At 66.5% G+C, this 26,091-nt stretch carries 24 protein-coding genes and 2 pseudogenes; 11 read left to right on the top strand and 15 right to left on the bottom strand.

Translation table 11 applies throughout. The features are described from left to right. The first annotated feature begins 33 nt into the window (after positions 1-33). From typA to H9L22_RS00245, 4 genes are all read left to right on the top strand, one after another. Positions 34-1,896, top strand: coding sequence for a translational GTPase TypA (typA, locus tag H9L22_RS00260; protein ID WP_187721136.1), 1,863 nt, complete (start codon positions 34-36; stop codon positions 1,894-1,896). 77 nt (positions 1,897-1,973) lie between these two features. Then, on the top strand, positions 1,974-4,253 hold the full coding sequence (locus H9L22_RS00255) for a glycoside hydrolase family 3 C-terminal domain-containing protein (RefSeq protein WP_187721135.1): 2,280 nt from the start codon (positions 1,974-1,976) through the stop codon (positions 4,251-4,253). Beyond that, complete coding sequence (locus tag H9L22_RS00250; RefSeq protein WP_187721134.1) at positions 4,246-5,220, top strand: LacI family DNA-binding transcriptional regulator; 975 nt, start codon at positions 4,246-4,248, stop codon at positions 5,218-5,220. The genes H9L22_RS00255 and H9L22_RS00250 overlap by 8 nt, the downstream gene beginning before the upstream one ends. A gap of 98 nt (positions 5,221-5,318) precedes the next feature. After that, entirely contained in the window at positions 5,319-6,014 is a 696-nt protein-coding gene (locus H9L22_RS00245) for a PadR family transcriptional regulator (RefSeq protein ID WP_187721133.1), read from the top strand. Here H9L22_RS00245 and H9L22_RS00240 read toward each other — a convergent pair. Then, positions 5,997-6,578, bottom strand: a complete 582-nt coding sequence (locus H9L22_RS00240) for an HD domain-containing protein (RefSeq protein ID WP_187721132.1) — start codon at positions 6,576-6,578, stop codon at positions 5,997-5,999. The genes H9L22_RS00245 and H9L22_RS00240 overlap by 18 nt on opposite strands. Beyond that, positions 6,572-6,988 (bottom strand): hypothetical protein, encoded by a 417-nt coding sequence (locus tag H9L22_RS00235; RefSeq protein ID WP_226966001.1) that lies wholly within the window; start codon positions 6,986-6,988, stop codon positions 6,572-6,574. Before H9L22_RS00235 ends, H9L22_RS00240 begins: the two co-directional genes overlap by 7 nt. An 86-nt stretch (positions 6,989-7,074) precedes the next feature. On the opposite strand from H9L22_RS00235, the gene H9L22_RS00230 reads away from it, so the two are divergent. Continuing rightward, positions 7,075-7,713: an RNA polymerase subunit sigma-70 gene (locus H9L22_RS00230; RefSeq protein ID WP_187721131.1), complete on the top strand. Its 639-nt coding sequence runs from the start codon at positions 7,075-7,077 to the stop codon at positions 7,711-7,713. Positions 7,714-7,716: 3 nt separating this feature from the next. Here the strand turns inward: H9L22_RS00230 and tpx are convergent, their stop codons facing one another. After that, the gene (gene tpx / locus H9L22_RS00225) at positions 7,717-8,214 is read right to left on the bottom strand and encodes a thiol peroxidase (RefSeq protein WP_187721130.1); all 498 of its coding nucleotides are present in this window, start codon (positions 8,212-8,214) and stop codon (positions 7,717-7,719) included. Between the two features lie 310 nt (positions 8,215-8,524). On the opposite strand from tpx, the pseudogene H9L22_RS00220 reads away from it, so the two are divergent. Then, positions 8,525-9,283 (top strand): annotated as a pseudogene (locus H9L22_RS00220) (IS3-like element ISPfr13 family transposase); the annotation flags it as partial. Between the two features lie 4 nt (positions 9,284-9,287). Further along, a complete protein-coding gene (locus tag H9L22_RS00215; protein WP_406707841.1) occupies positions 9,288-9,800 on the top strand; it encodes a transposase in 513 nt (170 codons plus the stop codon). A 246-nt stretch (positions 9,801-10,046) separates the two neighbouring features. Here the strand turns inward: H9L22_RS00215 and H9L22_RS00210 are convergent, their stop codons facing one another. Together H9L22_RS00210 and H9L22_RS20110 are read right to left on the bottom strand one after the other, a co-directional pair. After that, a complete protein-coding gene (locus H9L22_RS00210) occupies positions 10,047-10,262 on the bottom strand; it encodes a hypothetical protein (protein WP_187721128.1) in 216 nt (71 codons plus the stop codon). A 129-nt stretch (positions 10,263-10,391) separates the two neighbouring features. Next, positions 10,392-10,838: an integrase core domain-containing protein gene (locus H9L22_RS20110; protein ID WP_406707802.1), complete on the bottom strand. Its 447-nt coding sequence runs from the start codon at positions 10,836-10,838 to the stop codon at positions 10,392-10,394. On the opposite strand from H9L22_RS20110, the gene H9L22_RS00200 reads away from it, so the two are divergent. Further along, on the top strand, positions 10,744-12,120 hold the full coding sequence (locus H9L22_RS00200) for an IS30 family transposase (protein ID WP_187721126.1): 1,377 nt from the start codon (positions 10,744-10,746) through the stop codon (positions 12,118-12,120). The two genes, H9L22_RS20110 and H9L22_RS00200, sit on opposite strands and share 95 nt — an antisense overlap. A 19-nt stretch (positions 12,121-12,139) precedes the next feature. Here the strand turns inward: H9L22_RS00200 and H9L22_RS20105 are convergent. The 5 genes and pseudogenes from H9L22_RS20105 to H9L22_RS00175 all read right to left on the bottom strand — a co-directional run. Continuing rightward, positions 12,140-12,340, bottom strand: a pseudogene (locus H9L22_RS20105) (DDE-type integrase/transposase/recombinase); the annotation flags it as partial. Positions 12,341-12,372: 32 nt separating this feature from the next. Beyond that, a complete protein-coding gene (locus H9L22_RS00190) occupies positions 12,373-12,726 on the bottom strand; it encodes an IS3 family transposase (protein ID WP_187721125.1) in 354 nt (117 codons plus the stop codon). Further along, positions 12,723-13,022, bottom strand: a complete 300-nt coding sequence (locus tag H9L22_RS00185) for a transposase (protein WP_187721124.1) — start codon at positions 13,020-13,022, stop codon at positions 12,723-12,725. The genes H9L22_RS00190 and H9L22_RS00185 overlap by 4 nt, the downstream gene beginning before the upstream one ends. A 50-nt stretch (positions 13,023-13,072) precedes the next feature. Beyond that, complete coding sequence (locus tag H9L22_RS00180) at positions 13,073-13,765, bottom strand: hypothetical protein (RefSeq protein ID WP_187721123.1); 693 nt, start codon at positions 13,763-13,765, stop codon at positions 13,073-13,075. A gap of 61 nt (positions 13,766-13,826) precedes the next feature. Beyond that, positions 13,827-14,267: a glycoside hydrolase family 3 N-terminal domain-containing protein gene (locus H9L22_RS00175; RefSeq protein WP_187721122.1), complete on the bottom strand. Its 441-nt coding sequence runs from the start codon at positions 14,265-14,267 to the stop codon at positions 13,827-13,829. 159 nt (positions 14,268-14,426) lie between these two features. Between H9L22_RS00175 and H9L22_RS00170 the strand changes: the two genes are divergently transcribed. Beyond that, the gene (locus H9L22_RS00170; RefSeq protein WP_187721121.1) at positions 14,427-14,762 is read left to right on the top strand and encodes a hypothetical protein; all 336 of its coding nucleotides are present in this window, start codon (positions 14,427-14,429) and stop codon (positions 14,760-14,762) included. Between the two features lie 8 nt (positions 14,763-14,770). Then, the gene (locus H9L22_RS00165) at positions 14,771-15,310 is read left to right on the top strand and encodes an endonuclease V (RefSeq protein ID WP_226966357.1); all 540 of its coding nucleotides are present in this window, start codon (positions 14,771-14,773) and stop codon (positions 15,308-15,310) included. Positions 15,311-15,344: 34 nt separating this feature from the next. Here H9L22_RS00165 and H9L22_RS00160 read toward each other — a convergent pair whose 3' ends face one another. The 5 genes from H9L22_RS00160 to H9L22_RS00140 all read right to left on the bottom strand — a co-directional run bounded on the left by H9L22_RS00160 (position 15,345) and on the right by H9L22_RS00140 (position 23,822). Further along, complete coding sequence (locus H9L22_RS00160; RefSeq protein WP_187721120.1) at positions 15,345-15,818, bottom strand: hypothetical protein; 474 nt, start codon at positions 15,816-15,818, stop codon at positions 15,345-15,347. A 1,182-nt stretch (positions 15,819-17,000) separates the two neighbouring features. After that, positions 17,001-18,722 (bottom strand): polymorphic toxin-type HINT domain-containing protein, encoded by a 1,722-nt coding sequence (locus H9L22_RS00155; RefSeq protein ID WP_187721119.1) that lies wholly within the window; start codon positions 18,720-18,722, stop codon positions 17,001-17,003. Then, positions 18,692-21,445, bottom strand: coding sequence for an RHS repeat protein (locus H9L22_RS00150; RefSeq protein WP_187721118.1), 2,754 nt, complete (start codon positions 21,443-21,445; stop codon positions 18,692-18,694). The genes H9L22_RS00155 and H9L22_RS00150 overlap by 31 nt, the downstream gene beginning before the upstream one ends. Positions 21,446-21,468: 23 nt before the next feature. Next, entirely contained in the window at positions 21,469-23,022 is a 1,554-nt protein-coding gene (locus tag H9L22_RS00145) for a hypothetical protein (RefSeq protein WP_187721117.1), read from the bottom strand. Then, on the bottom strand, positions 23,019-23,822 hold the full coding sequence (locus H9L22_RS00140; RefSeq protein WP_187721116.1) for a hypothetical protein: 804 nt from the start codon (positions 23,820-23,822) through the stop codon (positions 23,019-23,021). Before H9L22_RS00140 ends, H9L22_RS00145 begins: the two co-directional genes overlap by 4 nt. A 264-nt stretch (positions 23,823-24,086) precedes the next feature. Here H9L22_RS00140 and H9L22_RS00135 point away from each other — a divergent pair, with 264 nt between their 5' ends. Then, positions 24,087-25,997, top strand: a complete 1,911-nt coding sequence (locus H9L22_RS00135; RefSeq protein ID WP_187721115.1) for a hypothetical protein — start codon at positions 24,087-24,089, stop codon at positions 25,995-25,997. Positions 25,998-26,091 lie beyond the last annotated feature (94 nt).

The raw sequence follows: 26,091 nt of genomic DNA, 5'->3' as shown, positions 1-26,091 counted from the left end.
ACGGCCCTTTTTCCTAGCCTGGGAGTTCCGCCCGTGCCGTTCCGCCAAGACCTCCGAAATGTTGCGATCGTCGCCCACGTCGATCACGGCAAGACCACGCTCGTCGACGCCATGCTGTGGCAGTCCGGCGCCTTCCGTGAGGGTTCCGATGTCAACAACCGGGTCATGGACTCGATGGACCTCGAACGCGAGAAGGGCATCACCATCCTCGCGAAGAACACGGCGGTGCGGCACCGCCGCCCCGACGGCTCCGAGGCCACGATCAACATCATCGACACCCCGGGCCACGCCGACTTCGGCGGCGAGGTCGAGCGCGGCCTCGAGATGGTCGACGGCGTCATCCTGCTGGTCGACGCGTCCGAGGGCCCACTCCCCCAGACCCGCTTCGTGCTGCGCAAGGCCCTGGCGAAGAAGCTGCCGATCATCGTCGTGGTGAACAAGGTGGACCGCGCCGACGCGCGGATCTCCGCCGTCATCGACGAGACCTACGGCCTGTTCATGGACCTGATCGACGACGACGCCGCCGACGTGCTCGACTTCCCGATCGTCTTCGCCTCCGCCAAGGCCGGCCGCGCGTCCACGACGCAGCCCGCCGACGGCCAGATGCCGGACAGCCCGAACCTCGAGCCGCTGTTCGAGACCCTCTTCGCCACCATCCCGGCCCCGGAGTACGAGGAGGGGGCCGTCCTGCAGGCGCACGTGACCAACCTCGACGCCTCGCCGTACCTCGGCCGGCTGGCGCTCTGCCGGGTCGTGGCCGGCGAACTCAAGCGCGGCCAGCAGGTCGCCTGGTGCCGCACCGACGGCACGATCACCAACGTGAAGCTCACCGAGCTCCTGAAGACCGAGGCCCTCGACCGGGTCCAGGCCGACAGCGCGGGCCCCGGCGACATCGTGGCCATCGCCGGCATCCCGGAGATCATGATCGGCGAGACCCTCTCCGACCCCGAGAACCCGGTTCCCCTGCCGCTCATCCACGTCGACCACCCGTCGATCTCCATGACCATCGGCATCAACACCTCGCCGCTGGCCGGCCGCGCCGGCAAGAACCTGACCGCCCGTCTCGTGAAGGCGCGCCTCGACCAGGAGCTGGTGGGCAACGTGTCCATCAAGGTCCGCCCGACCGAGCGCCCCGACACCTGGGAGGTGCAGGGCCGAGGCGAGCTGCAGCTCGCGATCCTCGTCGAGATGATGCGCCGCGAGAGCTTCGAGCTGACCGTCGGCAAGCCGCAGGTCGTGACCAGGACGATCGACGGCAAGCTGCACGAGCCCATCGAGCGCCTCACCGTCGACATCCCTGAGGAGTTCGTGGGCACCGTGACCCAGCTCATGGGGCTGCGCCGCGGCCAGATGGAGCAGATGGTCAACCACGGCACCGGCTGGGTCCGCCTCGAGTTCCTCGTGCCCGCCCGCGGCCTCATCGGCTTCCGTACCGAGTTCCTCACCGAGACGCGCGGCACGGGAATCATGAACCACGTCGCGGAGGGCTACGCGCCCTGGGCCGGAGACTTCCGCACCCGGCCGACCGGGTCCCTCGTGGCCGACCGCACCGGCGTCGTCACGAGCTACGCGCTGTTCAACCTGCAGGAGCGCGGCACGATGTTCGTCGGCCCCGGCGACGAGGTCTACGAGGGCATGATCGTCGGCGAGAATCCCCGCGCCGAGGACATGGACGTCAACCCGACCAAGGAGAAGAAGCTCACGAACGTGCGCTCCTCCACGGGGGACGAGCTCGAGCGGCTGACCCCGGCCAAGCGGCTCTCGATGGAGCAGCAGCTCGAGTTCTGTGCCGGCGACGAGTGCCTCGAGGTCACGCCGACGGTCGTCCGCATCCGCAAGGTCGCGCTCAGCGCCAACGACCGCGCCAAGGTCCGCAACCGCGCCAAGAAGGGCTGACCGCTCCCGCCTCCCGGTGACCCTCCTGCTATCGTCTACTTAATCGTCACAGTGAGGTCACCGGGAGGACCACAGCCATGTTCACAGAAGCCGACATCCCCGCACTGCTCGCCGAGCTGACCCTCGAGGAGAAGGCATCGCTCCTGTCCGGGCAGGACTTCTGGCACAGCCAGGCGATCGAGCGCGTCGACATCCCGGCCATGATGATGACCGACGGCCCGCACGGACTCCGCAAGCAGGCGGGGGCGGCGGACCACGTCGGCGTCAACGCCTCGGTCCCGGCCACCTGCTTCCCCACCGCAGCCGGGCTCGCGAGCACCTGGGACCCGACGCTGCTGCGCCGGCTGGGCGAGACCTTCGGCGCCGAGATCAAGGCCAACAACGTCGGCGTGATCCTCGGCCCCGGCGTGAACATCAAGCGCTCCCCCCTGTGCGGACGCAACTTCGAGTACCTGTCGGAGGATCCTCTGCTGGCCGGCGTCCTCGCCTCGGCGCTGGTGCAGGGCATCCAGTCCCAGGGCGTCGGCACCTCACTCAAGCACTTCGCGGCCAACAACCAGGAGACCGACCGCCTCCGCGTCGACGCGCTGGTGGACGAACGCACGCTGCGCGAGATCTACCTGCCCGCCTTCGAGCGCGTCGTCGTCGAGGCGCAGCCTGCGACCGTCATGTGCGCCTACAACAAGCTCAACGGCAGCTACGCCTCCGAGAACCGGTGGCTGCTCACGGACCTGCTGCGCGACGAATGGGGCTTCGAGGGGCTCGTGGTGTCCGACTGGGGCGCCGTCAACGACCGCCCGCTCGGCGTGCACGCCGGGCTCGACCTGGAGATGCCCTCCTCCCGGGGCATCAACGACGCCCGCGTCGTCGAGGCCGTCCGCGCAGGCGAACTCTCCGAGGCCGCCGTCGACCTCGCCGCCTCCCGCGTGCTGCGGATGGTCGCGCGCCATCAGCCCGTGGCAGCGGAGGGCGGCAGCTTCGACCCGGCGGCCAACCACGGGTTCGCGCGCGAGCTGGCGACCCGCACGGCCGTCCTGCTGAAGAACGACGACGGCGCCCTGCCGCTGCCCGGCCTCGACGGCGTCGTCGTGATCGGCGAGATGGCGCGCACCCCGCGCTACCAGGGCGCGGGCTCGTCGCAGGTCAACCCCACCTTCCTCGACACGGCTCTCGACCGGCTCCGCGCCCGCGACGCCGACCTTCCCTTCGCGCCGGGCTACCGGCTCGCGGAGGCGGCCGAGGTCCAGGACCGGGACGCGGACGACGCGACGCTGCTGGCCGAGGCCGTGGAGCTGGCGCGCGGCCGGACCGCCGTCCTCTTCCTGGGGCTGCCCGCCATCGACGAGTCCGAGGGCTACGACCGCACCCACCTGTCCATCCCCGAGAGCCACCGGGCGCTGCTCAGCGCGGTCGCGGCCGTGGCGGACCGGGTGATCGTCGCGCTGTCCAACGGCTCAGCCGTCACCACCGAGTGGGACGCCGACGCGGACGCCGTGCTGGAGCTGTGGCTCGGCGGCCAGGGAGGCGGCGAGGCCGCGGCGCGCCTGCTGCTGGGCGAGGCCGCCCCGTCGGGCAGGCTCGCCGAGTCGATCCCGGTCGCGCTCGGGCACCTGCCGGCGCAGCTCAACTTCCCGGGCGAGCGCGGCACGGTGCGCTACGGCGAGGGCATCTTCGTCGGCTACCGCGGCCTCGACGCCACCGGCCAGGCCCCCGCGTACCCGTTCGGCCACGGCCTGACGTACACCAGCTTCAGCTACGGCGCCCTGCAGGTCGAGGCCACCCCCGTCACGGCGGAGACCCCGCTGGACGCGGTCGTGCTGACGGCCACGGTCACCGTCACGAACACCGGCCCCCGGCCCGGCACCGAGACGGCGCAGCTCTACGTGGGCCGCCCCTCCTCGGCGGTGGCCAGGGCGCCCCGCGAACTGAAGGCGTTCGCCCGGCTCGACCTTGCCCCCGGCGAGTCCGGCACCGCGGCCTTCGCGCTGACGGCCCGCGACCTCGCCCACTGGGACGTGATCAGCCACTCCTGGCGCGTCGAGGCCGGGCCGGCCGTCATCGAGGCCGGCGCCTCCGCGGCAGACCTGCCGGAGCGCGTCGTCGTCGACCTGACCGCCCCCGCGCTGCCGCAGCGCCTGACACGCTTCTCGACGGTGCGGGAATGGCACGCGGACGAGGCGGCGTGGGCCGACCTGCAGCCCCGGCTGGGCGACTTCTGGCGCGTGCTGAGCCCCGAGGGCGGCGCCGACGAGGCGCTGGCCGTGTTCCTCTGGGACATGCCCCTGCTCAAGCTGCCCGCAATGTTCGGCTCACTCACCACCGCCGACGTCGACGAGCTGGTCGCCAGGCATGGGTGAGCGCGCCACCGTCAGGGACGTCGCGGCCGCGGCCGGGGTCTCCCAGGCGACGGTCAGCTACGTCCTGAACGACACCCCCGGCCAGAAGATCTCGGAACCCACTCGTCGTCGCGTCCTCGACTCCGTCGCGCGGCTGGGCTACACCCCGTCGCGGGCGGCGCGGGCGCTGCGCTCCGGCCGCTCCCGCGTCGTGCTGATCGCCATCGCCTCGGTGCCGATCGGGGAGAACATCGCCCGGTTCATCGAGACCGTGAGCGACACGCTCGACGAGCACGGCTACGCGGTGGTTTACCGCCGCGTCGGCGATCTGGCCGGGTTCCGGCGGCTCGTCGACACGCTCGACCCGGCCGCCGTCGTCGACCTGTCCTCCACCCTCCCGGCCGAGGCCAGGGCCTGGCTGAGCACCCGCTCCGTGCCCTTGCTCTCCAGCGGCGCGGGCGGGGAGACGGCGGACGCCGACGATCAGGCCTGCCTCGGACGGCTGCAGGTCACGCATCTCGCGGGGCGCGGCCACACCCGCCTCGGCTGGGTGGGGCCCAGCAGCGACACGCTGTCGATCTTCGCCGAGCCACGCCTGCGGGGGGTGGTCGACGGCTGTCGCAGCGCCGGCCTGGAGCCCCCGACGATCATCCGGACCCCCCTGACCCGGGCCGGCTCGGTGGACGCGATCGCCTCGTTGACGACCGCCGGGGTGACCGGGATCGCCGCCTACAACGACGAGGTCGCGATCGGGCTCCTGGGCGCGGCCCTGGAACTCGGGCACGCCGTCCCCGGCGACCTGGCGATCATCGGCATGGACAACATCCCTCTGTCCGGGCTCGTGACGCCCGCGCTGACGACGATCGACCTGCACAACGACGCCACGGCACGGGCCACGGCCCAGCGGGTACTCGCGGCGTTGGGCGTCCAGGGCGAGCCGACCGCCGACCGGGGCGGCGCCACCATCGTGCTGAGGACTTCCACCTGAGCAGATAGTTCTAGATATATCTTTGACATATCGCGATACGCCGTTCATACTTGTGACGACGGCGCCGCTCCGGCGCCGCACACACGAGGAGAACACTCATGGACTACGCACTTCCCACCCCCTGGTTCAGCCCCCGACCCTTCACCTCCCCCTGGCGGGACGAGGCGCGCGGCGACGACCGCCGTCGCGGACGACGCCGCCCCGACCCGATGCTGATGGAGGCCGACGGTCCCGGGCCCGACAAGCGACGGGGCCCGCGGGGCGGCCATGGCCATGGCCACGGCCGGGGCCGCGGCGGCTTCGGGCCCGGCATGCCCCCGTTCGGCCCGGGCTTCGACCCCTTCCGCGGCCCCCGCGGCGGCCGTCGCGCCCGGCGCGGTGACGTCCGGCTCGCCGCGCTTCTCCTGATCGCAGAGGAGCCCCGCAACGGCTACCAGCTGATCCAGGAGCTCCAGGCCCGCAGCGGCGGAACCTGGAAGCCCAGCCCCGGCGCCATGTACCCGGCCCTCAGCCAGCTCGAGGACGAGGGGCTGATCCGCGCCTCCGAGACGGGCAAGACGTACGAGATCACCGCCGCGGGCCGCGTCGAGGTCGAGGCGCTCAAGGACCGTCCGGCCCCCTGGGAGCCGGACCAGTCCGACGATGCCACGCTCGCGCTGCGCCACGCGCTGCACCAGGTCCACCGGGCCGTCGGCGCCATCGCCGAGTCCGGCGACGACCAGCTCGCGGCCAGGGCGACGGCGGAACTCGACGCCCTCAAGAAGAAGCTCTTCGGCCTACTCGCCGAGAGCTGAGCCGCGCAGGAGGGCACCGGCCTCGCGGGCGAGATTGGCCCTGGCGGCCTCCTCCCACAGCCCGCGCCCCGTCGGGGTAGCGAAGATGTGCGGGCGTGCCAGCATGCCCTCCACGAAACGGAGCCGGGCCGCCCGCCACTCACCCTCGCCCAGGTGGGGCACCTCCGCCCGGACCCCCTCCACGTTGGCCAGGTAGCGGGACGGAGCGGACCCGAGCCCGTGCAGGTCCGCGTCACACACCCGCGCGCCTGCCCCGTCCCCCGCCTCCGCGCGATGGTCGATCGTCAGCAGCACCAGGCGCCGGACCTCGCCGACCATGTGACTGGGAAGGATCCCGCCCAGAAGCTCGTCCACCAGGTCCGCCGACGCGAGCTCGTCAGCCGGCGTGGCCCCCGTCTGGACCGCGTCATGGAACCAGAACGCGATCTGCTCGACCTCACCGCCACCGAGTCGCCGGAGCGCGTTCAGCCCGTCCCGCAGGTGCGTCTCGCCGTGATACCGACGGCGCGGCTCGCGCCACCGGACGAGCAGCGCCTCCCGGATCTGCTCCGGGAGTGTCACCACGCCCTGATCCCCCACCAGGCGAGGCCCGCCCAGGCGGCGGCCCACAGCAGTGACGCGAAGGTGCCGATGATGAACAGCTCGCCCTTGCGGGAGGTGGGCCCGGCCGTCGCCAGCTCCGCGTACCGGCCGAGCCCCTTGACCGCCAGGGCGACGGCGATGCCGGCGGTGAATCCCGTCAGGATGCAGACGTAGACGGTGAGACGCTCCAGGATCCCGATCCAGCGGCCCCCCGGCAGCTCCCGCTGGGCCTCGACCAGCCCCAGGTTCGCCCGGGCCACGTCGACCTCTGCGTCGGCCGGCGCCGAGGCACGGTCGATCCTTCGCAGGAGGAGCCGGATGAGCGGGTTGCCGAGCATCGCCGCCAGCCCGGCCACCAGCACGATCAACGCCTTGAGCACGAGGGTGAGCACGCCGCAACGCTACCGGCCCCCGCCGACACCCACCCGCCGATCGCACGATCTCCTGCACATCGTCATAATGAAGCTATTCTCTACACATGGAGGAAATGAAGGCAACAGGGCGGGTGGCTCTGCTCGTCGACGTGGTGTCGTCCCGCATCGGCGACCGCAGGGCGCTGCACCGCTCCCTGCTTGCCGCCGCGGAGGTGACCAACGCGCGCTGGCCGGGCGAGCAGGCGCTGCACCCGACGGTCGCGGACGAGATGCAGGGCGTCTATCCCACCCTCGGCGCGGCGCTCGGCGCCGCCTTCACGCTGCGGCTCTCCCTGCTCCCGGGCCGTGACGTCCGCTGTGGCCTCGGCGGAGGGGAGGTCACGGTGATCGATCGTGAGCGCGACATCCAGGACGGAGCGGGCTGGTGGCTGGCCCGCGAGGCCGTCGACTGGGTTGCGGCCCAGGCCCATCGCAAGGGCTTCGCCTCGGCCCGCACCGCGATTCGCGACGGCCGTCCGGAGGCGATACCGCAGGCCGACGCGCTGGTGCGGCTGGTGGACTCCCGGCTCGCGCAGCTCAGCGAGGCCGCGTTGGGCACACTGGCCGGCCTGTGGGCCGGCCTGGACAACGCCGCCATCGCCCAGCGGGAGGGCATCACTGCCTCGGCGAACTCACAGCGGGTGCTGGGCAACGACCTGCGCCCCCTGGTGGAGGCGATGGCGGCGCTCAGCACCCTGCCGTGACGGTCAGGCCAGCGCCGCGAGCGCCGCGTCGTAGTCGGGCTCCTGGCCCGTCTCGGCGACGTGCTCGGTGTGGCGGACGATGCCTTCGGCGTCGATGACGACCACGGACCGCGACAGCAGGCCGCGCAGCGGACCGTCGGCGAAGGTGACGCCGTAGGCGTCGCCGAAGCCGGTGCGGAAGTCGGACGTGACCGTGACGTTCTCGATGCCCTCGGCGCCGCAGAAGCGGTTCAGCGCGAACGGAAGGTCACGCGACACGCAGACGACGGCGGTGTTGTCGAGGTCGGCGGCGCGCTCGTTGAACGTGCGGACGCTCATGGCGCAGACGCCGGTGTCGACCGACGGGAAGATGTTGAGCACCACGCGGCGGCCGGCGAAGTCGGAGAGCCGGACGGGTGCGAGGTCGGAGCCGGTGACCTCGAAGTCGGGGGCGGTGGAGCCAACGACGGGCAGTTCACCGACGGAGTTGACGGGGGTTCCCTTGAAAGCGATCTGAGCCATGCTCCGATCCTTGCCGATCGCGGTTGCCCGCGCCACCCGTGCGGTCAGGATGTGGACACCCGCGGCGGTATGGAGTCATCGTGGAAGGGACACGCCCTCACCTGGTCACGCTCGCCCTTGGCACAAACCACGGCTTCGACCAGCCCCTGCACACTCAGCTCGGCCCTGTGCCCGCTCAGCTCTGCCTCGGGACCCCGCCACGCCAACACCAGCCGAACCCGTCCAGCCGCATGCGCCTCATACATCGTTACGAAGCTGAAGCGCCCCAGGTTTGATGCCGCTCCTGTTTGAGTCAAGGAGCATGAGCACCATGCCGAAGATGATCGATCCGGAGTTGAGGGCCAGGGCTGTGCGTCTGGTGACCGAGCACCAGGGTGAGTACCCGTCGTTGACGGCCGCGGCAGCGGCCGTGGCGAAGCAGCTGGGAGTCGGGAAGGAATCCGTACGACGCTGGGTGATCCAGTCCCAGGTCGACGCTGGTCAACGTGAAGGGGTGACCAGCGACGAGCAGGCAGAGATCAAACGGTTGAAGACGGAGAACCGTCGGCTCCGGGAAGACGTCGCGATCCTGAAGGCAGCAACAACTTTCTTCGCGGGGGAACTCGACCCCCGCAACCGATGATGGCCAGCTTCATCGATCAGATGAACGCCGAAGGCCATGCGGACTGGGTCGATCTGCCGGGTCCTGCGGGAACAGGGCTGTCAGATCGCCGCAAGGACCTACCGCTCCTGGAAACACGCTCGTCTGGCAACGCGGACTATCACCGACGCGTTGGTGCTGGACAGGGTCCGTGACCATGCCTGGAACACCGTCGACCGCGTCCGCCGGCTGACCCCAGAGGGCCTCTACGGGCGCAGGAAGATGACAGCCCTCATCCGACGCCAGCCGGGCTTCTCCGACGCTTCCGCGGGTGCGGTGGACCGGGCCATGACAGCGTTGGGGTTGTCTGGAGTGCGCCGGGACAAGGGGATCCGCACCACGATCCCGGCCCGGGACGGGATCCGGGCCGGTGACCTGCTCGACCGGGACTTCACCGCTCCTGATCCGGACCACACCTGGGTGACTGATGGCCCTGGTCGGGGACAAGCTCGACCGCTGCCGGCAACGCGTCCAACAGGAGACGCTGGGGCATCGGGGACGCTCCGGTGATCCGCTCTACGGGATCCGACGCGTCGCCCGGACCAGAGCTGGGCTGCTGACCGCCAAGCAGCAGCATCGGCTCGCGAAGGTGTTCACCGACCAGCGGTATGTCGCGTCCGCGACCACTTGGAGCGTCTACCAGGACGTGATCGACGCCTACCAGGCTGACCAGCCGGCCGTAGGGAAGGAGATCATGACCCGGCTGATCACCAAGCTCCACAGCGGCGTCCCGGCCGGTCTCGACGAGCTGCGGTCGCTGGGGCAGACGCTGAAACGGCGCCGCGATGACATCCTCGCGTTCTTCGACCACCCCGGCACATCGAACGGACCCACTGAGGCCGTCAACGGTCTCCTCGAACACCTCCGAGGCACCGCCAAGGCTTCAGAAACATCGTCAACTACGTCGCCCGCTGCCTCCTCGACGCGGGCGGGTTCAGACCCCTGATCCACTCACTTCTGTGAAGAGCCCCAAAACTGCTGACGAGATCCTCAAGACAGCGAACCATCAACCAACTTCAGAAACGCGACACTAGTCAGATCAGGACAGCTGAAGGTAGCGTCGGACACGTCGGGGTCTTCCAGATGGGGAGCGTGAGAACTCCCATCTTCGGAGGGCCCCGACCCCTTCAACCGGCCGCCACGCCGCAGCCTACGACAGCGCTACCTACACCCTCGATTGTGAAGAGCCCCTTTACGGCTTCACCCGGTGCGCAAGGGCGACCGATACTCGCTTCAGTACGGTAAGGAGTTCCTCGGCTTCGACCTTGGGGCCGCCGGTCCGAATCAAGAACTCGACTTCCCCCAAAGCCTCCAGTGATTCGATGACGCAGTGTCGGAGCGTGAGGACCTCATCTGCACTGAGGCGGAGCGACACCAGACCGTCGTTGTCTATTTCGTATTCCATCATCACTCCAGAATCTGGTCGCGGAAGTATTGATAGCCACGGTCCGGCCTGAAGACAGTGCCGGCGTCGCCCTGTCGGACGATGATCAGTCTGGGCTGCGGGATGAAATCCGGACCGCTTGATATTCCTGCTTCAGGCTGCCTTATTGGTTTCGTACCAGTCCTGTTCGGCCTCATTCGGGGTGCGATACCCAAGCGCCGAATGCAACCGTTTCTGATTGTAACGCAACTCGATGTAGCGTGCAATATCCCGAATGGCATGCCGCCGGGTCGGATACACGGTCCGATGAACCCGCTCCACTTTCAAGGTTGCATTGAACGACTCGGCCCACGCATTATCATAACAAACACCAGTGCGCCCGACCGAGCGAACAAGCCCAGCCCTGCTCGTGAACTCGGCAAACTCTGCCGACATGTACTGACTGGGCTCAACCGGTGGAAGCAACACCTGATCGGAGAGTGTTGTGGGAAAGCCATCGAGTTGGATGCGAGATGTGACTGGGCGGGCGCCGTTACGGTCGCCGGGCGCTCCCTCACATCCACGCGCGCGAGAACGCGAGTTCTGGGTGATGATCAGCACGGGCATGCTCCCGACCGAAGCGGGCATCGCGATCGGCGTGGCTCCCGTTGTCGGGTCACGGTGGTTCCGACAATCAGGCGGTATGTCACCATTTTCCTGGCCGGCGCCGTCGGGTCGGTACCTGTCGTTGGCTGAGCGCGAGGAGATCGCGATCCTTAACGCGACCGGCAGCGGCGTGCGGGAGATCGCAAGGGCGCTGCATCGGAGTCCATCGACGATCTCCCGGGAGCTGCGCCGCAACGCTGCGACGCGGGGTGGGAAGCTCGACTACCGCGCGTCTGTCGCGCAGTGGAAGGCCGAGCTGTTCGCACGACGGCCGAAGGTCGCGAAGCTCGCCGCGAACCCGCGACTGCGGGAGTACGTGCAGGAGCGGCTATCGGGCCAGATCCGCCGCCCGGACGGTGGTGTCGCCGCCGGCCCCCAGCCGCCGCGCTGGACAGGGCAGAACAAGCCGCATCGGAAGGACCGCGGCTGGGTGCAGGGCTGGAGTCCCGAGCAGATCGCGAATCGGATCAAGCTCGACTTCCCCGATGATGACAGCATGCGCATCAGCCACGAGGCCATCTACCAGGCGCTGTTCATCCAAAGCCGCGGAGCGCTCAGGCGAGAGCTCATCCTGTGTCTGCGCACCGGCCGAGCCCTGAGGATGCCCCGGGCGCGGTCGAAACGGGTGCCCTGGGCTCACGTTACCGCCGACGTCCTGATCAGCGAACGACCCGCCGAGGCTGAAGACCGCGCTATCCCGGGCCACCACGAAGGAGATCTCATCATCGGCATCAACCGATCCGCGATCGGCACCGTCGTCGAGCGGACGACGGGCTTCACGACACTGGTCCACTTGCCTCGAGAAGATGGCTGGCGAGAACAGCCGATCATCAAGAACGGTCCCGCACTGTCCGGCTACGGCGCAATCTCCATGAACCGGGCGCTTGCGAACGCGATGAGCACCCTGCCCGCAGAACTCAAACGCTCCCTGACCTGGGACCGCGGGAAGGAGATGTCCGCGCACGCTCAGTTCGCCATCGACACCGGGTTGAAGGTCTACTTCGCTGACCCGCACAGCCCGTGGCAGCGCGGCACGAACGAGAACACGAACGGGCTGCTCCGGCAGTACTTCCCGAAAGGCACCGATCTGTCACGCTGGTCGCCGGACGACCTCGCCGCCGTCGCCCATGCCCTGAACACCCGGCCACGCAAACGCCTCGGCTGGCGCACTCCCGCCGAGGCCCTCGACGAGCACTTACACTCGCTACAAGCAGGCGGTGTTGCGACGACCAGTTGAATTCGCCCTGCGACCCGCGATCCGAATGGAAAATCGTCTCCCCGCTACGGACATGGCCGTTACTGATCGCCATGGCCAGGGCGTCGGTGACCAGCTCGGTTCGCATGTGCTCGGCCATCGCGTACCCGACGACCTTCTTCGTGCAGCAATCCAACACGGTCGCCAGATACACCCAGCCCTGCCACGTCGGGATGTAGGTGATGTCCCCGACCAGCTTCACCCCAGGCTCGGCGGCGGTGAAGTCCCTGTCGATCAGATCCGGCAGATCCTCCGCATCAGCCGGGATCGTGGTCCTTGGCCCCTGCGGCGCGGCTGACACGCCACCAAGCCACGCTCGGCCATGATCGCGCGCACCCTCTGCGGGTCACACGGCCTGCCGGCCCGCACCAGGTCGGCATGGATCCGTCGGTAGCCGTACGTGGCATCAGACTCGACGAACAAGACCTCGATGATGTCACCGAGCTCGTCGCGCCACCGCCGAGTCGCAGAGACGGGCCGCTCACGCCACTCGTAGTAGCCAGCCCGCGACACCCTCGCCCAACGACACATGTTCCGGACCGAGTAGTTGCCTTCTTCGCTGTTGATGAACGCGTACTTCGCGCTCACCGGAACTCCTTCGCGAAGAAGGCCGCCGCTTTTCCCAGGAACTCCCGCTCGGCCTTCAACTCGCGGACCTCTTTACGCAACCGCGCCAGTTCCGCACGCTCCGGCTCACTGATCTCCGGCAACTCGTCGGCATGATCCCGCCGATACGCATTCACCCAATTCCTGAGCGTCTCGGAGCCGATACCATGATCACGCGCGACCTCAGCAACAGTCCGCGATGACTCAACCACCGCACGAACCGCTTCCGCCTTGAATTCCGGGCTGAACTTCTTCCGGGCCATCTCGATCCCTTCCATTTCTCCCCCCGGATTCTACCCGTGGGGGCTCCTGGTCCGGAAGCAATCCCTCACCCCACCCCATACGGGTCACTCACGCGCCTCGTCACCGTGGCAAGGTTGCCCCAGTCAATCGCGGTATGACTGGTACCCACCTGATCCGAGAAGAACGCCCTCACACCATCAGGACTGCGCTGCGCAATCGTCTGCCCGTCATACGAGTAGTACCGGGTAGCCTTCACCGTCGACCCGGACAACACCAGATCCATACCCCCCAGGAACAGGGTGGTCCCCGCCGGATCAGTGCGCAGCACCTCAGAACCGGCCGCGCTGTAGACGAACCTAGAGACCTGGCTCCCCGCACTGACAGACGCCAGCGAACCATCCGGGTTCCACACATTCGTCTGGGTGCTGCCAGCGACCGTCCGAGACACCGTGTTGCCCGCCGCGTCGTAGGTGTACGAGGCTGTCTTCGTCATGGTGCCCGTCACCGTCGCGTGGCTGGTCAAAGCATGCGCGTGCCCTGCGGTCCCGTAGGCGTAGGTAGATGAGGAGGGCACCAGAGCCGACGCGGCGACAACCTTGTTCACCTTCGAGGTCAGCCGGTTCCCAACATCATCAAACGTCCACGACTGCCACAGCGGCATCACGCCACCAACCTGGCTGTTCGCCGTCGTCGTCGGGGCCGTCTGGGTGTAGGCGTGGCGCGCAACCTGAGGCTGCGGGCGGAGGGCCGGCTTCACGCTTGATGCGCTGCGGCTCATCCGACAGCCCTGAGCGAGGTCGCCCACGTGGGCGACGCGAATGCGGCTGACCGGCCTCGGGTCAGCCGCAGCCGACCAGGCCCACCGACGACTTCAGCGCGAGGACGCGAGCTGCAGACGCCGTCACGCGCTCTTCGAAAGCAGGGTCCGTGTCCGCCTCGTGGAGCGTCGCCGTGACCATCTCCCCCATGATGGCCGGGTCGGCGTTGATCGCCAGGTCCCCGCCCGCAGCCAGGAAACGGACGGCCCGCTCCCCCGGCGCCAGGTCGGCCACGGAGGCGGCCGCTCCCAGGCCGTCGGCGATGACGACGCCGTCGAATCCGAACTCGCCACGCAGCAGGTCCTCGATGATCACTGGGCTGAAGACACCCTCATTGTCGGGGTCGATCTTCTCGAACAGCGCCGAGCTGACCATCACCGAGTCCACCCCGGCGGCGATCGCGTCCCGGAACACCTCCAGGCTCGCCGAGTCGCTGCTGGTGACGTCGTCGACACACGCCACGGCCCTCGACCAGCCGCTGCACGCTGACCTCGGACTTGAGCCCGCTCAGCTCTGCCTCGGGATCCTCGCCACGGCCAACACCTGTCAGGAACTCTAGATCGCTCGCTAGAATGGACCTAGTTCGCTCCCATGCGTCAACGACACCCGAAGGCAGCACATATGGTTCAGCAGCCAACAACCCCGCCACACGCACGCGGATGCGAGCCAGCGACCGACGCCAACTTCACCGCCTATGCCACCCAGATCCGTCCCTATGAGGCCGGCACCAGCCAGCCCACCCTCGACGTCCTCCACGCACTTGCCCTCGCGCTCACCATCAGCGCTGACTCACTCCTCTTCGACGACGAACGCGACCCCAAGAACCCGACCCTGCGAATCAAAGCCGAATCCGTCGACCACTTCACCCCCGACGAGCACGAACACGTCACCTGGCTCATCGAAAACGCACTCCTGCGCGACCACGCCCGCCAAGCCTTCGGCAGACAGGCCATCTGAACTTGTCCGTGAACCAAATAACGACGGTCGGCGCCGTAGACGTCCACTACGACAACCATCAACAAGCGAAGGCGGCGCTGGTCACCTGCCGAGAGTTGACCTTCTCTACGATCGTGTCCGAGCACGTCACCGACATCGCCCGGACCGAGCCATACGAGCCAGGCAAGCTCTACAAGCGCGAACTCCCGTGTATCCGAGCCGTTCTGGCGCTCGGCCCACAACTTGAACTCCTGGTCGTCGATGGCTATGCGACCCTCGACCCCCTAGGGCGTCCAGGGCTCGGAGCGTATGCAGCAGACGCGTTCGGCATCCCCGTCATCGGCGTCGCCAAGACGCCCTTCCGCACCGCAACACACGCGGCCGAGGTGATTCGCGGTTCGGCAACCAAGCCCCTCTACGTCACGGCTGCCGGAGGTCTTGAGATCGAGGAGGCAGCGCGGATCGTCAGAGCGCTGGCGGGGCCAAATCGGCTTCCAGCCGTGCTTGCAAGGGTGGACAACCTCGCTCGCGGACGCTTTCGACCAAACAGCGATCACCAGGCTACTTGACCCTGGGGTGACCACTGATCGCACGGTAATGAAGTCAGCGGCCGGCAATCGCCGAGCGTATGAGTTCGACGCGGTCCGGGGCGATGACCTCGACTACCTCCAGGACGTTGTCCCGCGCCCACCCTTCATGCGTGAGAGCCCACCGCGCAAGCAGCCAAAGCCCTTCACGCGCACGATCCCTGCACCGGCCCTGCAGGGACGGGTCCGTCACCGAAACGCCCCTCACGATGAAGAATAAGAGATCCAGAATTCGTCCACTTCGCCACGAGGGCTGGTCATCCATCAGCGCCGCAAGCATGACCGACACGGTCGGCTCGGCTGCCGAGTAGATAGTGCCCTGCGAGAAGACATGCTCTTCGATTTCATTCCACGCCGCCGATGACTCATCAACGTTGCCGCTCGAAATAAGTGCGTGCAGGGCAGCACCAAGAGTGGTCGCCGGGCCCATCGCCACGCGGTAGGACGGCCAGTCGACTTCCTCAACCATGCGTTCTGCGACCGAAATCACGATCTCAGTCCCCCCAGGGCCCGCCTGGAACCCCGCGCGTGCCTGGCGCAAACAGGCCACGCGGGAACACCTGACAGTCCGCGGACAGTGTGCCCTCCACCCACTCTGGGCCTTTGGCACTATCTCGAACGCGCCAGCCGAACGGCTTGCTCATCTGCGCGCCCGGCTGCAACTGTTGGATACGGACTTCAGCTGCACGCCGTCCAGGTTCCCGACGGTTTGGACATTTCCATCGGCATCGCGGTAACTCACCTACCAAAGGCTACTCCGGTCCGGGGCGCCATTGGGCTTGAGGACCGGTTTCGAACGCCTTCACACTATGTCAAGCGATCTCAATAGCCCTCGGTCATCGAAGGTGATCGTCACCAACCCCAGACGACTGTCAGCGAGGATCACGTGATTCACGAACTCCGGGTCCCCTGTTCCTAGGTCCTGGTCTTCATCGAACCGGATCTCGAAAAAGTACCCGCTGGATCCCGGCTCCGCATCTGGCTGCCCTGACACAGCAGCCCACCTCATAATGTCGCGAATCTGCAAGGTTGCCACGTATCAGCCTCCTGAACCGATCGGCACGAAACGCCCTCTCCTGAGGCCATCCGGAACTTCACTCGGCCACACTTGGCCGACAGAGATGAAACTGAGCCCGTCACATGGCCCGTGATCCACGAGAGACGCGCGGAGGGGACCTGAAAGACGATCCGTCCAGCGGTCGCGACACCACAATCATTGCAGACAAGTCCCGCACCTGAGCCCAGATGATACACGTGGACCTCAGTCACGAACAAGCCGCACGGAACCTCTCGCACGGTCGCAGGTGGCAATACGGCCACCTCCTCCATCCGTATAGCAACCCCTCGGCACCGGCATGGGTCACCCGTGCTCTCGCGGATCGGAACCTCCATCAGACCCTGTGCGACTGGATGACCACAACCAGACACCGAAAACACTTCACGAGAAGTCAATAGACCTCAACAGACCCTGGTCATCGAAGGTGATCCTCACCACCCCCTGGGCACTGGCTGCGACGATCACGCGGTTCACGAAATCCTCATCGATTACTGGGTACGGAGGACCGTCGAATCGGATCTGGAAACAGTACCCACTGGATCCCGGCTCCGCCTCTGGCTGACCAGACGTAGCGGCCCACCTCATAATATCGCGTATCTTCAAGGTCGCCATGCGTCAGCCTCCTGAACCGATCAGTACGAATCGCCCCCAGCTCAAGCCGTTCCGAAGTTGACTCGGGCGCATTCGGCCGACAGAGATGATCTTGAACTCATCACTCGCCGTGGTTAACCGCAAAAGCACGCCGTCGATCTCCTGAACTATATTGATGTGTCCGCTAGCGGTGTCCATCATATATTGCGCGCTCGGATTGTGCGCCAAGTCCTGGAGCGCTTCGGGATTCAGCTTGCTTGTGAGCGCTCCGAGCCTCGGGTCGTCGAGTTGCGTCAGCACTCGCGGATGGATTTCAAAGATGGCCCGTCCGCCGTTTGCGGGGCCGCAGGTGTTGTGGACGAGGACCGCGTCGGTCCCCACATGATACGTGTGAACCTCACTGATGAACAGGTTATACGCAACCTCACGCACCGTCGCCGACACCACCACCGGACGCGACACCGTCACCAAGTCGCCATCAGCACCAAGCAGACGCTCACCCTCCCGCAGGCTGTCCGCCCGAACAAACGCTTCCTCGTCCTCCGACCAGAACGGATGATCCTCGGTAGTGACCAGCACCTCCCCGTCGACCACCAACTCGACCGTGGCGTCCTCATGAGCGAAGGTGTCGACCACCACACGAGGACCCTGCTCCCCAGTCTCAGGATCAGTAGCGATCACCTCATCGCCCGGCCGCACCTCACTGATCGGGCGATGAGACCCATCGGCCATCAACACAGTCGTCTCCCCGGAGAAACTGCACCCCTGAGCCGCAGAAGGCCCCACATCGATGCGCTTGCCAGACGAGGCTGCCTTGCCCGCACCAACGCCTGCGGCCCGCTTCCCAGCCGGGTTCGACTTCACAAGAGCCGACTTCACCGACGTCACGCTCTTCTTCGCCCCCGCCAGCACGACCCTCGAGTTGCGTGCCCCTGTAGCGACAGCCGCTCGCGTCACACCCCGAGCAGCCTGCTTCACACCCACCTTGGTCACGGCCTTCACGGCAAGTTTCGCTGCCAGCTTCAGAGCTCCCTTCGCGGGCGAGATCAAGCTCGACACCGTGTCGACCACCATCGCCGTCGTATAACCAGCCCTATACGCAGCCGAGTTCCGATTCACCCCCATCCTGTCCTCGAACCGCGAATAAGCGTTCATCGCCCCATTCGCCCACCGCGACGCCGTCTGAGACGCCTCCGACCACTTCTTCCCCGACACCCACAACGCCGCCGTCGCACCCAACTGCCCCATCTCGACAGCCGACTGCACCACATACTTCCCAGCACCCGCGACGAAATTCTTCCCCGCGTTCAACACCGACTTCCACGACCACGCACCCGACGGATCAGCATCATTGACCGGATCACCATTGGTATACGAATAACCATTCAACGACAACGGATTCGACGGATCCAACACCGGATCCACCGAAATGAACCGGCCCGTCTGTGGGTCATACTTCCGCACCCCCATATCAACCAGACCAGTCGAAGAATCCACCGGCTGATCCAGGAACCCCCGCCCGTTCACCCACGGCCCCTTAGCCATGGCAACCTCATTGCCATACGGGTCACTGACCCGCCTCGTCACCGTGGCAAGATTGCTCCAGTCAACCGCGGTATGACTGGTACCCACCTGATCCGAGAAGAACGCCCTCACACCATCAGGACTGCGCTGCGCAATCGTCTGCCCGTCATACGAGTAGTACCGGGTCGCCTTCACCGTCGACCCGGACAACACCAGATCCATACCCCCAGGAACAAGGTGGTCCCCGCCGGATCAGTGCGCAGCACCTCAGAACCGGCCGCGCTGTAGACGAACCTAGAGACCTGGCTCCCCGCACTGACAGACGCCAGCGAACCATCCGGGTTCCACACATTCGTCTGGGTGCTGCCAGCGACCGTCCGAGACACCGTGTTGCCCGCCGCGTCGTAGGTGTAGGAGGCGGTCTTCGTCATGGTGCCCGTCACCGTCGCGTGGCTGGTCAACGCATGCGCGTGCCCTGCGGTCCCGTAGGCGTAGGTAGATGAGGTGGGCGCCAGAGCCGACGCGGCGACAACCTTGTTCACCTTCGAGGTCAGCCGGTTCCCAACATCATCAAACGTCCACGACTGCCACAGCGGCATCACGCCACCAACCTGGCTGTTCGCCGTCGCCGTCGGGGCCGTCTGGCATTGATCCGTCGCCGTCCACGCATCAGTCAACCGCTGAAGCGGATCAAACTTGTAACACACCGTCCGCACGTTCGGCTGGCCCGAGGCGGCATAGTGGAGCCCCGAATCAATCCGGGTGATCTTGCCGGCCTGGTCGTAGGTGTAGGCGTGGCGGGCAACCTGAGGCTGCGCCGATGCCGCCGACAGCGTGGAGGAGGTGACCTGCAGCGTCTCCGGGTCCTGGGTGGTGGACCACACCAGGGTTCCGCCCTCCCGCCCAGTGACCTGGGTCGTCTGCCCAAACGGGTTGTAGACGGTCTCGGTGACGTACTGGTTGGCCCCCGTCATGGTGGTCGCCAGGCCTTGCGCGTCATACCCGTAGGTCAACGTCTCGGCCGCGAGCCCCCCGGCCGCAGGCAGAGTGGCCGTCTTGATACTCCCCGTCGGCGTGTAGCTGACGGTCGTGGCATAGGAACCCGCCAACGCACCTTCACTCGCAGGCACCGTCGTCTTCGTCCCGGTAGGCAGACCGAAGCCGTTGTAGCCCGTGACCTCCTCAACAAGCACATTCGCCTGATTGCCCCTCAGATACGTCTTGGCGAGGGTCGGCAGACCCGGCTTCAGGGTGTCGTAGGTCCACTCCCCCTGCAGCACCAGCGGAGAGCCACTGCGCACCGACGTCTTGCGCCCAAGCACGTCGTAGCCGTAGACCACCGCGCCAGCACCGCCGCGGGCATCTGTAGTCGACAGCAACTCGCCCGTGTGGTTGTAGGCAAACGTGCTGGTCCCGGCATCAGGGTCACTCGACGAGATCAACCGTCCCGCCAGGTCATAGCTGCTCGTCCACACCGCCCCGGAGGCATCGGTCAGCTTGACCATCTGCCCGTCGTGGTCGTGCTCGTACTTGGTGGACGTGAAGGTTCCCCCGGTCACGGTGCTTCCGGAGACAGTGGGCGCGGTCTTGTAGAGGCGCAGCTCGACCGTGTTACCGAGGGAATCGAAGATGGCCTGGGTTGTGGTACCCCCCGCCGGCGGGATCTGGGTGATCCGGTCCCCGCCGTAGATCGTCTTTGACCGTCGCGACTCCACCAGGCCGCGATACGAGATCGTCTCGACGGGACGACCAGCCTGGTCGTACTTGGCCACCGTGCGCGAGTCGATGGTCGAGTCGGCCGTGGTGACCAGGGACGCCGCCGGCGCCCCGAGCGCATACCAATGGTTGTTGGTCTTAACAGCCCAGCCGTGCGAGTCGTAGGCCACGTCGTCAATTACCCGGCCCCCGCCAGCGGCATCGCTCTGGGTCTGCACAAGTTGCGCAAACTTGTCGAAGAGCTGGATCGTGGTCGTGTAGGTGATCGCGGACCCGTCGGAGACGGCCTGCTGGGTGGTGATGGCATCGACGCCGTTGGGAGACACGGCGTAGGTGTGCTTCGTGGTCGCCGGCCCGCTTCGGGGAAAACCGGGCTCCCACACTGCCACGATCCGCCCCAGCGCGTCATACTCCACCTCGGTGACCATCCCGGCCACTGTCGTCACCTTGGTCGGCCGTCCACGCAGGTCGAGGATCTGGGTCTGGGACTGGCCAAGCGGGTTGGTGGTCTTCATCGACGTGGCCACACCGCTGGCGGGCGTGAAGCTGGTCGTGAAGGTCCGGCCGACCGTGTCGGCTGGGCCAGTGTATTCGGTGGCGCTCACCGCCCGCCCGTACGCGTCGAAGGTGTTCTTCGTGGTGGCGTACTCGACGGTCCCGGCCGTGTTTGTCACCGCGGAACTGCCCTGCGTCATGTTGCCTGCGCCGGGAACCGCACCAAGTGTTGTGGAGCCGTCATAGAAGTAGCGCTGCGAGTCGAGCAACTCTCCTGTCGGCGCGCCGGACCCCGGGCACGCGCCCGCGTACCGGTTCTGCTCCGCAGGTAGCAGCAGGATGTTGCGCGTCGGGTTGGTGGCGTAGCTGGTCGTGGTGCAGACGGAGGGCTTCCCGTCGGCGCTCTCGGTGACGGCCAGGGCACGGCCCAAGGAGTCGAACCGCGTCGCTGTGGTGACGGCATGCGTGCCGCCAGCGGCGATCGTGGAGATCGACCGGTTACGCGGCGAGACAGTCACGACCGCCTCTGCCGCCGGTAGACCGGTCCGCGCGTGGGTCGCCGTCGTAGCCACCTTGAGGAACTCGGAGAGACTCTTACTCAGCAGCGTGGCACCGTCAAAGGTCTGCGTCTCGTAGACCTGACCGTTGAGATACTCGTAGTCCGTGGCGGACTCGCCGAGCGAGTTGGTGACCGTGACGCTTCGGGAGCCACTGGGGAGCTGGTCGCCATGCATCCCGCGGAAATACCAGGTCTTCGTTAAAGTCTGCTTATCGGCACCGTTGACCGTATTGACCGTGGGATCACCGGTCCGGGTCTCCACGTCTCCACCTGCTGATAGCCGCGGAACTGGCCATAGGTGCGGTCGGCCGCCTTCACCAGCTCGTTGTCGTCGAAGTGCCAGGCCGGCGTGCCCACGTAGGTATAGGAGCTGAGCTGCGATGGCGACACGCCCGCCGGGTCGATCGTCCGCACCGCCTCGACCACGTACTTGTGGAAGAAATCCACGGACGAGGTGCTCTGCCCTGGGGAGGCCCACTTCACCGGAAAACATCGACGGGTGTTGTCCTGCAACGACCCCGTGTTCGGGACGCTGGAAGCGGTGCAGTCCTTGGTGGAGTACGTCACCTGGGTAACGGCACCGTTCTCCGCGACGATGGAGGACACCCGCCACATCAGCATCGGGGCGAGCGCACGATAGCCATCGACGCGGTTATCCATCAGGATCCCATTGAAAGTAACGGGCGGCTCAGTCAGCGCGGCGCCAGACTCCGTGTAGCCCGTGTGAGTGATCGACTTCAACCACAGCGCCTTGTCACCATCGTCCGGGTAGGATTGCTCGAGGGCATAGCTGTCCAGCTTCTTCAGCGAGCCGGGCTGCCCGGCATACATATCGACCCTGATGAGCCGCTTCCGAGACCAGAAACTCGGTGCCCAGTTGTTACAGACCCCAGACGCGGCACAAGCCTGATCCTGGGGCGTATCAGGCCAATAGATGGCGTTGGCTGCCGTGAACAGGGCCTCGGCGCAGGTGAACGCGCTTGTGGGGATGCAGCGCTCCGCCATCGTGAACTCGATCTTGGCGGTGGCGGAGGCACCGTAGACGGATCCAGACCTGTTGGTCAGGCCGTACTCGATCCGCTTCAACGAACCGCCACGCACATACTGCACCAAGGTCGAGCCCAGGTTCGCGTTGTAGTAGTTGGTTTCCTTGTTGTAGTAGTACATCGCCGCATTGCCGTTGGCATCCTCGACATAGTCGAGGTTCCATCGCCAGGCCTGAATGCATCGCGAACTGGCAAACCCGGCGCTCGAGTGGCAGGGATCACCCGCCTTTACCCCGTAGACCGGAACGGTCCAGGTGGATTCGGTCGGCTCCTGGGTGGTCCGGCCAGGGCCATAGTTACGGCCAAACTCGTAGACGGTTCCGTCGGGCATAGTCAGGCGCCAATACTCGCCGTCCTTAGCGCCGTTATCGGCCCCCGTGCGCCGCTCCACGAGGGTGCCGTTGTCCTCCTGCGGATGCCACGTTCCCGAGGCATCGTCCTTAATCAACGTCGCGGAGTTGGCCCCAAGTGACAGGTTCAGCACCTCACCCTGCCAGCGGAGATCCTGACGCCCGGCACCTGCGGGGGTGTCGGCGCAGGCGAGATAGCTGCGCTCGATATACCCCGCCTCGTAGCTCCACCCCTGGCCGATCCATCCGGGCTGGTTGTTCGTCGACGCGATCCGCCCATCGACGGCGGCAGAGTTGTAGGAGATCGCCACATCAGGCGTGACTTCGCTCTGGTTTCCAGCCGGTGGTGTGATCATCGGATAGCTCCAGGTGAACGCGCCGGTACCTCCCGAGACCCCCATTTCGACGAAGGGGCAAGCGAGGAGGCCGCGAACGAACCGTTCGAGCCCGAGGCGGCTGCCGCGAGTGCAACGACGGTCCTTGCAGCCCTGGCATTCGAACCCGCGGTCGAGTCTTCCACGACGGTGTCCGCGCTGACGAAGCCGCCGTCCGCCTCGGATAGCTGGGCCGAGACGGTCTGCCCAACCGGGTCGTTGACGCTCGGCAGCGGGGTCTGGACCTGACACTGAGGATCCTCCGGAGTGGTAAGTGCACACTCAGGCAGCGAGACGGCCGTGAGACGCTCACCAAACCCCGCGCCACCCGCGTCGGCGAACCCCTCGTAGCCGATCGTCACGGCGAGGTCCGCCTCATCCACGGCCGTTGAGACAGCCACGACGACCCCGTCCACCCCGAGCTGCTCAACCTCGGCCCGGGCCAACACCTCAATATCGGCGCCCCCTGCAGCCTCGACCGCCACCGGCAGTCCACCGACCTCAACCGGAGTTGATGCGCTCTCGTCACTGACTGCCGTCTTGGCATCGGGCCACTCCGGCAACTCAGGAGCCGAGGCCGTTGGCTGCTGGCCCTTGTCCGAGGCCGCCTCAGGGTCGTCCACCGCCACCAGCGGCTTCCAGACTTGAGGCTTGGGCGCCCAGTTCTTCGGAATCTCAGACTCGTCGGCCCCAGCGGGCGGGGCGGCCGTAAGGACCAATCCAAGGCAGACAAGAAGGGTAGTAAGCACGACGGGGAGACGCCGAAGACCTGCCAGCACCATTGCTACTCCAGACCCCAGCATCGCCACCATTTGCCTCAATTGCTGGACTTGCCGGGAACCCTAACAGGCACACCCCGGGCGATAATCGTCGGGGCCCCCATTAGCCGACCCCGTCGGAGAATCAATTACCCTGCCAGGGCATGATGCTGTCAGCCACTCGCTGAAACCACCTCGGTTATGGCCGAAGGTCACGACTGACCTCGCCGGAACACACTAAGCTCACCGACCCTGACCTTCGAGACCCGCTCCGATGGGAGCACGCAAATGGTGTCGTCGACGGGTGACGCGCTGCTCGTCTCTCCAGCCCCGATGATGTGGGACTCAACCGCTGCCGCCGGCACAGAGCCGAGCGCAACCTCGAGCGGGGACTCCCTCATTGAAGTACCGGTGGAGGCCGAGTCGATCCAAAGGCACACGACAGTTCTCACCCTGACACCCGAGGCCGAGGAACTCACTGGCGCGGACGTCACCTACCCGGTCTTCATCGACCCCTCGATCGGGCCGAGCCGCCTGAACTACCTCGTCGTCCGAAGCAACGCGTCGTCCTACTACAACAACAGCGCCGAGACCCTGCGCGTCGGCTACTGCGGCTGGTCCGGCTGCACGCCCTACTACTCCGCGCGCGCCTACTTCTCCTTCAACATTGCGACACTCAAGACGTGGGAGGGCGCCAACCCCGTAATCGCAAAGGCCACGCTGAACCTCAACCAGGTCCACAACGGCTCCGCCGCATCCTCCAACGTTCAGGTGCATCAGGCATCCGCGTTCAACAGCTCGACCGCCTGGCCCGGCCCCCTCGGATCGCTCCTCGAGACAGGAGGCCGGGCGGGAGTCGGCGGCCTGCAATTCACTTCGGCGAACCTCGCCAACTATGTGAGCGCCAGCGCCAAGAGCGGCGTGATCAACTTCGGGCTGCGCGCCCCCAACGAGTCGGACAAATACGGCTGGAAACGCTTCGACAACAACCCGTCACTGACAGTCCAATACATCTTCCCAGCCGGCACACCAACGGGGCTCACACTCGGCAACGCCCTGGCCTGCACAGGCCGGACCTACGCCAGGACCAAGCAGCCAACCTTCTCCGCCACCGGCAGGGAATTCAACTCCAACGGCCCCGTGCCCATCGACGTCCAGTTCCAGATCCTCCGAGCCACTTCCGACACCCAAGTCGGGGCACTCGGCACCATCAGGACCCAGCGCGGCGTCAACGTTTCCTGGACGACGGGATACACCTTGGCCGACGGCGACTACCGAATCCGGGCCCGCACCGTCACCGCCCTCACAGATGGCACAAGCAGCACCAGCCCATGGACAACACCGGTGCCCTTCACCGTCGACACGACCGTCCCTGCCATCCCGGACATGAAGTCGTTCACCCATCCCATCGGCCGCGAATCGGTCACAGCGGACCCGGTAACGGTCGTCGGCGATCACACAGGAGGAACCTTCACCCTGAGCGTACCCAGCGACAGCCGGATCGCCGGATACGCCTACGCCTTCAACTCCACGACAGTCCCTTCCACGACGGGCCATACGTGCCTGTCTGCGGGCCAGGTAACCGACGCCACCCGAGGAATCATCAAGGCCAGCAACGGAACCGCGACCCTCACACTTCCCCCGGGAGTCACCGGCACCAGCACCCTGACCGTCAAGGCCATAGACGAAGCCGGCAACTCCAGCGCTGTCACCGTGCCCTACACATTCACGCGCTCAGCAACCGAGACCCACTACCAGGAAATGGAAACCAGAGGCCTGACACTTCCAGGCGACACCGCATGGACGATCAACAGCCAGCCCATGCTCTCCGGCGGCTCCCAACTCTTCGCTCCCAACCCCACGATCGGCAACCGCTACTCCGCCAGGTTCACCGTCCCCACCACCGGCACCTGGGCACTCCAGCCCCAGATGGTCAAGGCCAACAGCTACGGCAAGGTCCAGTTCGAGGTGGACGGGCAGCCTGTAGGGATCACCGACGACTTCACCGGAGTCGTCGACCCCATCGAGGTGAATCTCTACGTCAGCTCCGGCGTGTACAACAGCCCGGAGCACCTGCCAGTGCCCCTGGACCTGACCGCCGGAGAACACACCCTAACCCTGATCTCCTCGGGTCAAGGAGTCGCTGGCGGAGGGGCCAGTTTCACGCTTGATCCGCTGCGGCTGATCCGACAGCCCTGAGCGAGGTCGCCCACGTGGGCGACGCGACCGCGGCTGACCGGCCTCCGGTCAACCGCAGCCCAGGAGGCCCGCCGATGACTTCAGCGCCAAGACG

Origin of the sequence: Tessaracoccus defluvii, from assembly GCF_014489575.1 — a bacterium.
Lineage (GTDB): Bacteria > Actinomycetota > Actinomycetes > Propionibacteriales > Propionibacteriaceae > Arachnia > Arachnia defluvii.
Note: the sequence above shows the minus strand (reverse complement) of the source record. Positions and strands in the feature narration are given on the sequence as shown.